This window comes from Psychroserpens algicola, assembly GCF_014526325.1.
GTDB lineage: Bacteria > Bacteroidota > Bacteroidia > Flavobacteriales > Flavobacteriaceae > Psychroserpens > Psychroserpens algicola.
On sequence record NZ_JACNMJ010000010.1, the window covers coordinates 18,391 to 31,320 of the forward strand.

15 protein-coding genes and 2 tRNA genes are annotated in these 12,930 nt (G+C 34.3%); 12 read left to right on the plus strand and 5 right to left on the minus strand.

Going from position 1 to position 12,930, the window contains the following annotated elements; genetic code table 11:
• Positions 1 to 73 precede the first annotated feature (73 nt).
• The 3 genes from H7350_RS16635 (at position 74) to H7350_RS16645 (ending at position 2,630) form a co-directional block, all read left to right on the plus strand.
• Positions 74 to 919 (plus strand): transketolase, encoded by an 846-nt coding sequence (locus tag H7350_RS16635; protein WP_204347058.1) that lies wholly within the window; start codon positions 74 to 76, stop codon positions 917 to 919.
• A gap of 21 nt (positions 920 to 940) precedes the next feature.
• Positions 941 to 1,897, plus strand: a complete 957-nt coding sequence (locus H7350_RS16640; RefSeq protein WP_204347059.1) for a transketolase family protein — start codon at positions 941 to 943, stop codon at positions 1,895 to 1,897.
• 142 nt (positions 1,898 to 2,039) lie between these two features.
• Positions 2,040 to 2,630, plus strand: coding sequence for an outer membrane beta-barrel protein (locus tag H7350_RS16645; protein ID WP_204347060.1), 591 nt, complete (start codon positions 2,040 to 2,042; stop codon positions 2,628 to 2,630).
• Positions 2,631 to 2,699: 69 nt separating this feature from the next.
• Here H7350_RS16645 and H7350_RS16650 read toward each other — a convergent pair whose 3' ends face one another.
• Positions 2,700 to 3,647 (minus strand): FKBP-type peptidyl-prolyl cis-trans isomerase, encoded by a 948-nt coding sequence (locus tag H7350_RS16650; protein ID WP_204347061.1) that lies wholly within the window; start codon positions 3,645 to 3,647, stop codon positions 2,700 to 2,702.
• A gap of 127 nt (positions 3,648 to 3,774) precedes the next feature.
• Here H7350_RS16650 and H7350_RS16655 point away from each other — a divergent pair, with 127 nt between their 5' ends.
• Complete coding sequence (locus H7350_RS16655) at positions 3,775 to 4,158, plus strand: RNA-binding S4 domain-containing protein (RefSeq protein WP_204347062.1); 384 nt, start codon at positions 3,775 to 3,777, stop codon at positions 4,156 to 4,158.
• Between the two features lie 54 nt (positions 4,159 to 4,212).
• Positions 4,213 to 4,716, plus strand: coding sequence for a phosphoribosyltransferase family protein (locus H7350_RS16660; protein ID WP_204347063.1), 504 nt, complete (start codon positions 4,213 to 4,215; stop codon positions 4,714 to 4,716).
• On the opposite strand, the gene H7350_RS16665 is transcribed toward H7350_RS16660, so the two are convergent.
• A complete protein-coding gene (locus tag H7350_RS16665; protein ID WP_204347064.1) occupies positions 4,708 to 5,226 on the minus strand; it encodes a shikimate kinase in 519 nt (172 codons plus the stop codon). The two genes, H7350_RS16660 and H7350_RS16665, sit on opposite strands and share 9 nt — an antisense overlap.
• 129 nt (positions 5,227 to 5,355) lie before the next feature.
• On the opposite strand from H7350_RS16665, the gene H7350_RS16670 reads away from it, so the two are divergent.
• The 7 genes from H7350_RS16670 (at position 5,356) to H7350_RS16700 (ending at position 10,567) form a co-directional block, all read left to right on the plus strand.
• Positions 5,356 to 5,428: transfer RNA gene (locus tag H7350_RS16670), tRNA-Lys, on the plus strand.
• 55 nt (positions 5,429 to 5,483) lie between these two features.
• Positions 5,484 to 5,567, plus strand: a tRNA-Leu gene (locus H7350_RS16675).
• 123 nt (positions 5,568 to 5,690) lie between these two features.
• Positions 5,691 to 6,590, plus strand: a complete 900-nt coding sequence (locus H7350_RS16680) for a MerR family transcriptional regulator (protein ID WP_204347065.1) — start codon at positions 5,691 to 5,693, stop codon at positions 6,588 to 6,590.
• A 53-nt stretch (positions 6,591 to 6,643) separates the two neighbouring features.
• Positions 6,644 to 8,110, plus strand: a complete 1,467-nt coding sequence (locus tag H7350_RS16685; RefSeq protein WP_204347066.1) for a phytoene desaturase family protein — start codon at positions 6,644 to 6,646, stop codon at positions 8,108 to 8,110.
• Position 8,111: 1 nt separating this feature from the next.
• The gene (locus H7350_RS16690) at positions 8,112 to 8,951 is read left to right on the plus strand and encodes a phytoene/squalene synthase family protein (protein WP_204347067.1); all 840 of its coding nucleotides are present in this window, start codon (positions 8,112 to 8,114) and stop codon (positions 8,949 to 8,951) included.
• A gap of 5 nt (positions 8,952 to 8,956) precedes the next feature.
• Positions 8,957 to 9,406, plus strand: coding sequence for a sterol desaturase family protein (locus tag H7350_RS16695; protein WP_204347068.1), 450 nt, complete (start codon positions 8,957 to 8,959; stop codon positions 9,404 to 9,406).
• Positions 9,407 to 9,421: 15 nt separating this feature from the next.
• Positions 9,422 to 10,567 (plus strand): lycopene cyclase family protein, encoded by a 1,146-nt coding sequence (locus H7350_RS16700; RefSeq protein ID WP_204347069.1) that lies wholly within the window; start codon positions 9,422 to 9,424, stop codon positions 10,565 to 10,567.
• Here the strand turns inward: H7350_RS16700 and H7350_RS16705 are convergent.
• From H7350_RS16705 to H7350_RS16715, 3 genes are all read right to left on the minus strand, one after another.
• Positions 10,554 to 11,180 (minus strand): TlpA family protein disulfide reductase, encoded by a 627-nt coding sequence (locus H7350_RS16705; RefSeq protein WP_235989381.1) that lies wholly within the window; start codon positions 11,178 to 11,180, stop codon positions 10,554 to 10,556. The two genes, H7350_RS16700 and H7350_RS16705, sit on opposite strands and share 14 nt — an antisense overlap.
• Before the next feature lie 46 nt (positions 11,181 to 11,226).
• Positions 11,227 to 12,108: an anti-sigma factor gene (locus H7350_RS16710; protein ID WP_204347070.1), complete on the minus strand. Its 882-nt coding sequence runs from the start codon at positions 12,106 to 12,108 to the stop codon at positions 11,227 to 11,229.
• A 72-nt stretch (positions 12,109 to 12,180) separates the two neighbouring features.
• Positions 12,181 to 12,852, minus strand: coding sequence for a Crp/Fnr family transcriptional regulator (locus H7350_RS16715; protein ID WP_204347071.1), 672 nt, complete (start codon positions 12,850 to 12,852; stop codon positions 12,181 to 12,183).
• Positions 12,853 to 12,930: the final 78 nt, after the last annotated feature.

Below are 12,930 nucleotides of genomic sequence, written 5' to 3' on the forward strand. Positions count from 1 at the left end.
AGTGACTTGCTTCTATTTTTGATTAGCCTTATGAAAACTTTATTTTTGGGGCTAAATTACTCACACTTTTTATATGCCAAATACACAACAATTACAAGACTTAACAACTCAGGTTCGTAGAGACATTTTACGAATGGTACACAAAGTAAACTCAGGTCATCCAGGAGGTTCATTGGGATGTACAGAATTTTTCGTTGCACTATACCAAAACATTATGGATAGAAAAGACACCTTTGAGATGGATGGAATAGGTGAAGATTTATTCTTTTTATCAAACGGTCATATTTCTCCGGTGTTTTATAGTGTCCTTGCCAGGTCAGGTTACTTTCCAGTTGATGAATTGAACACTTTTAGATTAATCAATTCCAGATTACAAGGTCACCCAACAACTCACGAAGGCTTGCCTGGTGTTCGTGTTGCATCAGGATCACTTGGTCAGGGATTTAGTGTCGCTTTAGGTGCTGCTGAAACTAAAAAGTTAAATAAGGATTCTCACCTTGTGTACAGTTTACATGGTGATGGCGAATTGCAAGAAGGTCAAAACTGGGAAGGTATTATGTATGCTGCAGCAAACAAGGTTGATAACATCATATCTACAATTGATTTGAACGGACAACAAATTGATGGCGCTACCGACGACGTGCTACCAATGGGAAGTCTTAAAGCTAAATTCGAAGCATTTGGATGGACTGTTGTTACCATTGAAAAAGGGAATGATATCGAAGCTATTTTAAAAGGAATGGCTGAAGCAAAATCTCTTACCGGAAAAGGAAAACCGGTTTGCGTGCTATTAGAAACCGTTATGGGTAATGGCGTTGACTTTATGATGCATACGCACGCTTGGCATGGAAAAGCACCAAATGATGAGCAGTTAGCAATTGGTCTTGCTCAAAATGCAGAAACCTTAGGAGACTACTAATCATCAATCTAGAACATTACAATGAAAACATATACAAATACAGGAAATAAAGATACTCGCTCAGGTTTTGGAGCTGGACTAACCGAATTAGGAAAAACCAATGAAAATGTTGTGGCATTATGCGCAGATTTAATTGGGTCACTAAAAATGGATGATTTCAAAGCCAATCATCCTGAACGCTTTTTTCAAGTTGGAATCGCTGAAGCCAATATGATTGGTTTAGCAGCTGGAATGACTATTGGAGGAAAGATTCCATTTACCGGAACATTTGCCAATTTTTCAACAGGACGTGTCTATGATCAAATAAGACAAAGTGTGGCCTACTCTGATAAAAACGTTAAAATATGTGCTTCTCATGCAGGATTAACCTTAGGTGAAGACGGAGCAACGCATCAGATTTTAGAAGATATTGGCTTAATGAAAATGCTACCAGGCATGACTGTAATTAATACTTGTGATTACAACCAAACTAAAGCTGCAACCATTGCTATAGCTGAGCATCACGGACCTGTTTATTTGCGCTTCGGACGACCAAAAGTGGCAAATTTCACTCCTGAAAACCAAACTTTTGAAATTGGTAAAGCTGTGCAATTAACTGAAGGAACAGATGTGACTATCGTCGCTACAGGTCATTTGGTTTGGGAAGCTCTAGAAGCATCTAAAACATTACACGATAAAGGAATTTCAGCTGAAGTTATAAATATTCACACGATTAAACCTCTTGATGATAAAGCCATTTTAGACTCCGTTGCTAAAACAGGCTGTATTGTAACTGCCGAAGAACATAACTATTTAGGAGGTTTAGGAGAAAGTGTAGCCAGAGTTCTAGCTAAACATAAGCCTACTCCACAAGAGTTTGTTGCAACAGAAGACACTTTTGGTGAATCTGGAACTCCCGAACAACTCATGGAAAAATACGGGCTCAATGCCAATGCGATTATTAAAGCTGCGGAAACAGTCTTGAAAAGGAAATATTAAAACTTAAAAAAATCTAGCTGTAAAACGCTAGATTTTTTTTTTGACTGCTCCTTTTATTATTTAAAATTTAGTAGCCTTTAAAAATAATTACCGTTTGGCAACGTTTTTGATACTATACTTCAAAATCAAAAAAACGAATATTATGAAGAAATTGATTATTAGCACATTTTTATTAACGTTATTTTGTTTAGGTGCTCAAGCACAAGACGGAAGCGCATTTGGAATTAAAGGCGGATTAAACTACAACGCCAATGGCGATTATTTTGAATCTATTGGAGACAACGCTCAACACCCAGACCGAAATATAGGTTACCATATTGGTGTCTTTGGGAAAATTGGTAACGACCTATACTTTAGACCAGAATTGGTTTACACCAGTACAAAAAGTGATTATAATAGTGACGATTTTAACATGAAAAAGATTGATGCACCACTATTATTTGGTGTTAAAGTTATCGGTCCTATTAGTGTTTTCGGTGGTCCTTCACTTCAATATATCCTAGATACCGAATTTGATGGTATCAGTATAGATAATGTGGAAGATGATTTTTCTGTCGGATTGAATTTCGGTATTGGATTAAACCTTAATAAAATAGGCATTGATTTACGTTATGAAAGAGGCTTTAGTGACAACGAAGCCACATTTATAGGGAACAATATTGGACCTGGTGTTATTAGTAGAATAGACACCAGACCAGATCAATTGATATTGAGCTTATCAGTTGCTTTGTAGACGAATGATTTACATCAAAAAAAAGACGCTAATTATAACGTCTTTTTTTTTGTTCTATAAGTTAATTTTTTAACTATTGTCCTGATTAGATTCGGTTGAGTCTTCATCTAAATAATTTGGAATACCATCACCATCAGAATCATCATTTCTAGGATCTCCATCTTCATCTAAATCTTCGTATATCGTTAATACGCCATCACCATCGTCATCAGCATCAAAGTAATTAGGAATAACATCTTCATCTGTATCATCATCATCAATATTCATATTCCCATTTAAATCTTCAAACTGAGAAGGAATACCATCTTGATCATGATCATTTTCTTGTGCTCTGTATAATTCAAACTTGAAAATTAAATTTGAGTACACATCAATTCCGAATGGAGGATTAGAGAAATAAGCCAATCCTGAAGGTAGGAACATCACTCCTATTCCGTAGTCTGAATATTCTACTGTTCCATCTGGATTAATTGTAAACGACGCAGAAGTTTTAAATTTTGGAATGACCTGTCGCCATCCTTCAATTAAATTAACCATATCAAATGGACTATTAGGATTAATGGCACTATCAAACACTTCTTCATCTAACGTGTTACCTGAATACACAATCTCAACCAAATCGGTGAAATTAGGATTGTAATCGCTTCCACCTTCATTAATTGTCAGTACATAATACTCGTATTCTACATCAAAATAAGTTCTTGTATAGGTTTGAACGGCATCAATTAAAAGTGTGTTCTCATCAGGATTTGGTAAATCCAAGTAGTTCCCGTTATCATCCTGAGGTAATTCTGTAATGACGATATCATCAATCGTATAATCAACTCCTGGAGTACTTAGTTCACCAGAATTATAATAATGTGTTTCCATATACCCTATGAGCGAATCTCTATCAACCACTTGTTGTTCTGTTCTATCTCTATCAGGCACAGGAATAAATGTAGGATCATCAGGTTTACATGCTGTAAAGGTTATCACAAAAACCAATGCAGCAATCAGACAGTTTTTTAAATTCATAGTGACTAAATTTTTCTTTAATTCAAATTAGATTTGAATCGTTCAATATTGCTTATTTTTATCGCGCAAGATACAATAATATAATACTTTTGTGCAATACTATTAACGTCAATTTCACAGTTTTCATATGCGAATAGATAAATACCTTTGGTGTATACGATATTGTAAAACAAGAAGCATCGCTACTAATGCGTGTAAAAAAGGTCATGTTAAAGTGAATGGACAGGTTGTTAAACCAAGCAGAGAAGTCTATGCTACTGATAAAATTGAATTTAGAAAAGACCAGATTAATTATCAAATTATTGTTAATGACTTACCTGAAAGTCGTGTTGGTGCAAAACTTGTAGATATTTACAGAACAGATGTTACACCTAAAGAAGCATTTGAAGCTCAAGAGCTTTTAAAATATTCAAAAGATTACTATCGAAAAAAAGGGACTGGTCGACCTACCAAAAAGGATCGAAGAGATATTGATGACTTTTATGATGCTCCCGAAGAAGATAAGTCCTAATTTACAATCAAAATAAAGAAACTGTTTTTTATCTTTGAGGAAATATAAGATTGTATGGCTATTACTAAAAACACAATACTGAATCATCAGGAAATTCAACATAAAATCAGACGAATTGCCTATCAAATTTATGAAAGTAATGTGTATGAAGACGAAATTATACTGGCTGGAATTGAAGCTAATGGCTATATATTAGCTAAAAAACTAAAGTCAAATCTTGAAAAAATTTCTGAATTAAAACCTATCCTCTGTAAAGTTACAATTGACAAAAAAAATCCCTTAACTGAAATAAAAACATCCTTAAGTAAGGAGGAGTACAGTCATAAATCTATTGTACTTATTGATGATGTATTAAATTCTGGTAGTACTTTAATTTATGGTGTCAAACACTTTTTAGATGTACCTCTAAAGCAATTTAAAACTGCGGTTTTAGTCAATAGAAATCATAAAAAATATCCTGTGAAAGCTGATTTTAAAGGAATTTCACTATCTACATCTTTAAATGAACACGTTGAAATTATACTATCAGGAAAACAATTTGAAGCCTATTTAAAATAACTTCAATACAATGGCTTCTACAATTTCAGATATCGACTTATCATCGGTTTGAATACTTAAGCTCGATTGCTCATAAAATGGCGCACGTTCAAATATATGCTTACCTATAAATTCACTTAACATACTTTCCGAATCTATATGAGCTAGTAAGGGCCGCTTAGCTCTCTCATTAAATAAACGCTTTGTCAATGTCGGAATAGAAGCTTTAAGATATACACATACCGATTCTTTTGTATTGAGCAATGTTTGCATATTATCACCATAACAAGGTGTTCCACCACCAAGAGAGACTATAGTTTCTTTCAGTTTACTCAAATCTTTAAGGTAGCTACTTTCAGCTTTTCTAAAATAAATCTCTCCTTTAGTTTCAAAAATCGTTCTTATTGTCGCGTTTTCTTTTCGTTCTATATAATCATCAAAATCGATGTAATTATAACCTAAAATTTCTGATAACTGCTGACCAACTACCGATTTTCCCGAGCCCATATATCCAACTAAAAATAGTATCATTTTCTCCTTATAAATTGATTATTAAAAACATAAGATATTTAATGACAAAAAAACAAAAAATTATCTAATAATAGGTTTGGAATATTAATTAAACGTTTTATATTTGCACCCTCGTTAGAGAAACTTATTGACCAGTTAGCTCAGTTGGTAGAGCATCTCCCTTTTAAGGAGAGGGTCCTGGGTTCGAGCCCCAGACTGGTCACAATAAAAATCGTTAAGCACTCGCTTAACTTTTTTTTTATCTTTACTGAAATAATGCGCACGTGGCGGAATTGGTAGACGCGCTAGCTTGAGGGGTTAGTGGACATTAGTCCGTGGAAGTTCGAGTCTTCTCGTGCGCACTTTATTTTATTTAGCACATCACCAAATGCAATAACTTCCCCCTTTATTTTTATTAAAAAAAACCTAAATTTTAGTTCAAGTTCAAAAAAAGCTTATTTTTGTTTAACCTTTTTAAGCTAAAAATGAACAATATTAAAAGTAGATTTAGTATTAAAGATCTTGAAAACCTCTCTGGCATCAAGGCTCACACCATTAGAATCTGGGAGAAAAGATATAACTTACTAGAACCTGAACGAACTGATACCAATATTAGATATTACAACTTAAACAACCTCCAAAAGTTACTAAATATCAGTTATTTAAATAATAATGGTTATAAAATTTCAAAGCTAGCTGCCATTGAGAGTTCTAAAATTCCTGATCTTGTTAGAGATGTTGCACAAAAGGATAAAACAAACGATCATATATTGAGTACCTTTAAGCTTGCAATGATAAACTTTGATCAAAAATTATTTTATGATACTTACACTGCTTTAGAAAAAGAAAAATCTTTTACAGACATCTTTTACCAAGACTTTATTCCTTTACTTTCTGAAATTGGCTTGTTATGGCAAACCGATACGATTACTCCTGCTCATGAACATTTTGCTACGACTTTAATTCGGCAAAAAATATTAGTAAATACCGAAATACTACAAGCCCAGAACCAAAGTAACACCAAAGATGTTTTCGTCTTATTTCTTCCCGATAATGAAGTACATGAACTTGGACTCATGATGCTTAACTATGAAATTATAGCAAAGGGCAAACAAAGTATATATCTTGGTCAAAGTGTTCCTGTTACAAGTCTTGAAGATGTTTTAGAGTATTATGACTCTATCACATTTGTATCGTATTTTACCGTAAAACCTGAAAAGGATCATATCGAAAACTACCTTAATACATTTTATGACAAAATCCTAACCAACCCAAATACAAAACTCTGGGTTCTTGGGAGAATGCTAAATGAGGCTAATCTTAAATCATTACCAAAACATGTTACAGCGTTTGATACCATCGAAAGCTTAGTTAAAAAACTCTAAAAAACATCTACGAAAGTTAATTTTGTTTAACTTTTTTATATATTTGTTAAACAATGAAACAACGTATATCAATAATTGGATCTGGTTTTTCTGCGCTCGCCGCTTCTTGCTACCTTGCACGTGATGGTTATGAGGTGACCATATTTGAAAAAAACAAAACGGTTGGTGGTCGCGCAAGGCAACTAAAAAAAGAAGGGTTCACCTTCGATATCGGACCAACTTGGTATTGGATGCCTGATGTATTTGAACGCTTTTTTGCCGATTTCAATACCACTCCAGATATGTATTATACGCTCGAAAAACTAAATCCGGCTTACAGTGTATACTTCGGAAAGGAGGACTATATCACCATTGAGGATACCTTAGAAAAAATTTGCATTGCTTTTGAAAAAGAAGAACCCGGAAGTTCAAAACAATTGATGAAATTTATTGACAACGCTCAAAACAATTATGATGTAGCTATTAAAGATTTAGTATATAGACCTGGTGTATCACCTTTTGAATTGGTCACGCCTGTCACTATGAAAAAAATCGGGCAGTTTTTTAGTACAATCAAAAAAGACGTTAGAAAGGCTTTTAAAAATGACAGACTAGCCATGATTCTTGAGTTTCCAGTACTATTTTTAGGTGCTAAACCAGATGACACACCTTCATTTTATAGCTTTATGAATTATGCCGATTTCGGAATTGGAACATTTCACCCTAAAAAAGGAATGTATCAAGTCATTCTGGCTATAGAAGCTTTAGCCAAAAGTTTAGGTGTGACTATAAAAACAGAAAACTCTATCGACAAAATTATCGTAGATAATGGTAAAGCAGTGTCAATAGTTACAAATGGAATTAATTATAAAAGCGATATCATTTTGAGTGGTGCTGATTATCATCATACCGAAACACTCTTAGATTCAAAGTATGTACAATATTCTCAAAATTATTGGGAGAAAAAAACATTTGCACCTTCTTCCCTATTATTCTATGTTGGTTTTGATAAAAAACTAAAAAACGTTAATCATCATACTTTATTTTTTGATGTTGACTTTGATGTACATGCTAAAGCTATATACGACACACCTAAATGGCCTGAAAATCCTTTATTTTATGCGAGTTTCCCCTCTATTACAGATGATCATGCTGCACCAAATGGAAAAGAAGCTGGTATTTTCTTAATTCCACTTGCTCCAGGTTTAGAAGATACTCCAGAGTTAAGAACGCTTTATTTTGACAAAATTATTGAGCGATTTGAAAGTCTTACCTCTCAAAGCGTTAAAAAAAATATTATATTTAAAGAGTCCTTTTGTGTCAATGATTTTATTAACGATTATAATTCATACAAAGGAAATGCCTACGGAATGGCTAACACGCTCTTACAGACTGCATTTTTAAGACCTAAATTAAAAAGTAAAAAGGTCAGTAATTTATATTTCACAGGACAACTAACGGTTCCAGGACCAGGAGTTCCTCCATCGCTAATTTCAGGAAAATTAGTGGCAGAACTCATTAAAAAACACCACAGCAATTAATATGAAAGCTATTTTTGACTCCGTTTCGAACCAATGCAGTAAGACAGTTACCAAGTCTTACAGCACCTCGTTTTCATTGGCTACCAAAATGCTATCCAACGCCATTCGTCAGGATATTTATAATATTTACGGGTTTGTAAGATTTGCAGATGAAATTGTTGATACTTTTCATGATTATGATAAAGAACTTTTGTTTGATAATTTTTCAAAAGATTTAGAATTAGCCCTTCAGCATAAAATAAGCTTAAACCCAATCTTAAATTCGTTTCAAGACACTTATCATAAATACAATATTGACAAAAGCCTAGTCGACGCATTTATGAACAGCATGCGTTTAGACTTACATAAACAGAATTACTTAACTACTGAAGAATACAAGCAATACATTTATGGATCAGCAGATGTTGTCGGACTCATGTGCTTAAAGGTTTTTGTAAAAGGCGACCAAGATAAATACGATGCACTAAAAGATTCAGCAATGAGTTTAGGTTCTGCGTTTCAAAAAGTAAATTTTCTGAGAGATTTAAAAGCAGATTATGAAGATTTAAGTCGCTCATATTTTCCAAATACTGACCTGAGTCAGTTAGATGAAAACTCCAAACACGCTATCATCTCCGACATTGAAAATGATTTTAGCAAGGGTTTACAAGGCATTAAAAAATTACCAATCGAAGCCAAATTTGGTGTCTTTATGGCTTACAGATACTACAGTCAGTTACTCAAAAAACTCAAAAAAACACCAGCCTTGGAGATTAAATCCACCCGAATTAGAGTACCTAACTATAAAAAGTTTGAGTTGCTGACCAGAAGTTATGTCAAATATCAACTTAATTTAATGTAAATCGCATGCAAACGATATATTGGATTCTTATTTTTTTAGGTGTTTTCTGCACAATGGAATTTATGGCATGGTTTACCCATAAATATGTGATGCACGGCTTTTTGTGGAGTTTACATAAAGACCATCATCACAAAGATCACGACAGCTGGTTTGAACGTAACGATGCCTTTTTTATATTTTATGCAATTGTAAGCATGATCTGCTTTTACTTATGGAGCTACGAAAATGTCTGGTATTGTTTACCAATTGCATTGGGCATTATGGCTTATGGCGCGACTTACTTTGTGGTTCATGATATTTTTATCCATCAGCGGTTTAAACTCTTCCGAAATGCCAATAACTGGTATGCTAAAGGTGTGAGGCGTGCGCATAAAATCCACCATAAGCACTTAGGTAAAGACAAAGGCGAGTGTTTTGGGATGCTTTTCGTACCTTTCAAATACTTTAAAAAATAGCAGTTTTTCTATCATATGACTAAGTTTTCCCATTTCGATTATATCATCATAGGAAATGGTTTAGCGGGCTTTCAGTTAGCTTTAAAACTGGCTTCAGATTCTTTTTTTAAAGACAAACAAATTGCGCTTATTGACCCTTCCGAAAAAAACACCAATGATAAAACTTGGAGTTTCTGGGAAACTAAACCTTCACAATGGGATACTATCATTCATAAATCCTGGAGTAAAGCTTCCGTAAAAACTTCAAAAAAGAACATTGATTTACACCTTAAACCATATACCTATAATACCATTCGTGCAATAGATTTTTACTCGGAAGCTAAAGCACAGCTCCATCAGCAGTCTAACATTCATCGTATTGTTGATCGGGTAATCGCTGTTTCTGAAAGACAACAAGTGACTGTTACTACCGAAACAAATTCTTATACAGCAACGCATGTATTTGATAGTCGCGTCCCCAAGGCATTTTCCGAAGAAAAGACAAACTATATTTCTATTGTTCAACATTTTAAAGGTTGGGTAATACAAACCGATGAGGATACTTTTGATGATGACCATTTTACAATGATGGACTATCGTTTAAAAGATGGCAAGCAAACCAGCTTCACTTATGTGTTACCCTTTTCAAAAAGAGAAGCCTTAGTAGAGTTCACCTATTTTACTGAACATGTAGTTGATGACGCTGTTTATGACGACTATATCAAAACCTATATCACAGACTATTTAAAGATTGACAACTACACGATTATAGAAACTGAAACAGGCCAGATTCCTATGACGAACTATAACTTCGGAAAGTTTAACACTCAAAACATTACTAAAATTGGTACTGGTGGCGGATGGGTAAAAGGTTCTACTGGATATTCATTTAAACACACTGAAAAAAAAGTAGCGCTCATTATTGAAAATTTAAAATCGGGACGTTTACCATCTCATGGCTTATTCCGAAGAAAATACAAGTTTTACGACAAGGTGTTTCTTAAAGTCTTGAAAGATGAAAACCACAAAGGTGAATGGATTTTTCAGCAATTTTATGATAAAAATTCGGTACAGACTATGTTTCGATTTTTAGATGAAGAATCTACCTTTGCTGAAGAATTTAAAATAATGACCTCTCTTTTTTCCTGGTCATTTATCAAAGCCTTTTTTAAAACGCTTTAAGCAAATCATCAATCGTTTTGGTAACCTTATCACTATGCCAATCGGCTGCACCAGATTTATCAATTACAATCGCTCCATTTTTATCGATAATAAACGTTCTCGGAATGGATGACACCTCAAATTCTGAAGGATATTGCGTCAAAGGTTGGTATACAGGAAAGCTGTAATCTTTATCCATCATAAATTTATGGAGTTTATCACTGTCTTCATTTGACACAAATAAAAATATAACATCCTCATTAGATTTGTAATCTTGATACAGCTTTTCTAAGCTTGGCATTTCAGCAATACAAGGCGGACACCATGTCGCCCAGAAATTTAGGACAACCACTTTACCTTCCGCAGCAGAAAAATTAAAATCAGTTCCATCAACTGTTTGTAATTGCCAGTTATAGTTTTTTAGCTGAATCCGTTCCGAAGTATCAATTATAGAAGGTTTTATTATCAATGCAAGTCCTTTATTAAGTAAAACTTGAATCGGCTGTCGTGTTTGTGGTACAATAAGCACTACAATAACAGCTATAAAAATAAGATTATAAATTTTTGCTTTTTTAGATTTTGCCATAGGGATACAAATAAGAAACGCATTACCATAGTCGGTAATACGTTTCAAATCTAACAACAAAAACTCTAAATGTTGTATGCTACTAATCCTTAAATTAGTTTCTTGTTACAGATCCTGTAATTACAGTCACAGGTCCTGTTCCTAAAGAAAGTGCTGTATGTGTCATAGCATCGGTAGGCACCATATGTGCTAAAGGCTTTAAGGTAAATGGCATGGTACTATTATCTGGACTAGGTTCTACAGAAATCACAATCGTTTGTCCTCTTAAATCTGTTGGAAATATCATTCCTGCTGGAGCATTTTGCAAATAATCTTCTCCAGGATAATTTGGTCCGTTGTTAGCATCACCTTTAAACATTGATGTCGCGGCATTAGCATCGGCAGCCGAAGGATCTGTAAAGGTTCCTGTACTAATTGGTGTCCCATTGATGACAGCCCAGCCTTCATACACCCAGCCATCTGTTAAGGTTGGCAAATCTAAACCAGTAACAGGGCTTCCACTCGAATTATCTAAAAACCAAACACCACTTTCTTCATTAGAATCATCAGTATCTGTTGGTGTTGCCAAAATGTAGGTTCCTGTCGAAGCACTAAAATTGGCAACAATACCATTAGAATCTACACTTGCTGAGTTTCCTGAAAAATCGCCTGCTAAAATTTTTGTAGCGGCTGGTGCAGGATCTGGATCAACTGCTGGTTCGATAGACAGTACAAATGTTGTGGCACTGTTTAATTGTTCAGTATCTACTGAAAAGGTCTGTGGAAATGCAACACTTGAAAAGGTTCCTGTAGAAACGGGAGCACCATCTACTATAATCCAACCTTCATAGACAAAATCATTACCAAGCGCTTCTAATCCGCTTAGGTTAAGAATTAATTCTGAGTTTGTAGGATTTGAACTATTGTCATCATCACTACTGCAAGATGTAGCAAACATACCCATTGCTACTACTGCTAAAAACATTTTTTTAATCATCGCTTTATAATTTTAAAATTTATACTTCAAAATTATAAGGTTGCAGCTTCATAAAATGTTAGCTAGCTAACACTAAGCGATTTTTTTTAAAATTCTGATTTCTTTTCTATTGAAATTGAGGTAATTCTCTTCTTTAAGTTCGTTGAGAAGAATGTTGAGCGTCGATCTGGATGTGCCAATTAAAGAAGCCATATCTTTTTGGGTGTATGGATGTTTAATCACATGGTCTCCTGTTTTCTGACAGTCGTAACCATAATCGGAACACAATTCATCTAAAAACTCTACAAGCCGTGTTTTGGTGTCTTTAAACAAAAGCAACTGAAGTCGGCGTTCTAACTTTTTAAATTTAAATCCGATAAACTTATAGACTTTAAAACTAAAGGTTTGATTGTCTCGCATTAAGTCGTGCATTGTTGACACTCCTATTGGGCAAATAGACGTTTTATTATCTATAGATTGCGCAAATTCATCACGCTTATTATCGCCAAGAATGGCTTTTTCTCCAAATAACTCGCCTTTAGATAAAATGGCTTTTACGACTTCATCACCAGTATCAGTGTAATAGCCAATTTTTACTTTTCCTTTTTCAATAAGGTAGACTTTATTGGCTGAGTCGTCTTCAAAGTAGATGTAGTCTTTTTTCTTGTAGGCATCAAAATCATGATCTTTTTTATAGGCTTTGAATTTATGAGGACAAAGCACCTTAAATAGGTTGACATCATCAAAGAACCACATGGACTGCATTTCGAAAGTTTTTGAGTTAGATATTTTAGCAGTCGCATCAACTTTAGAATCCTTACAAGTCGTTAACAAAAAAAGCCC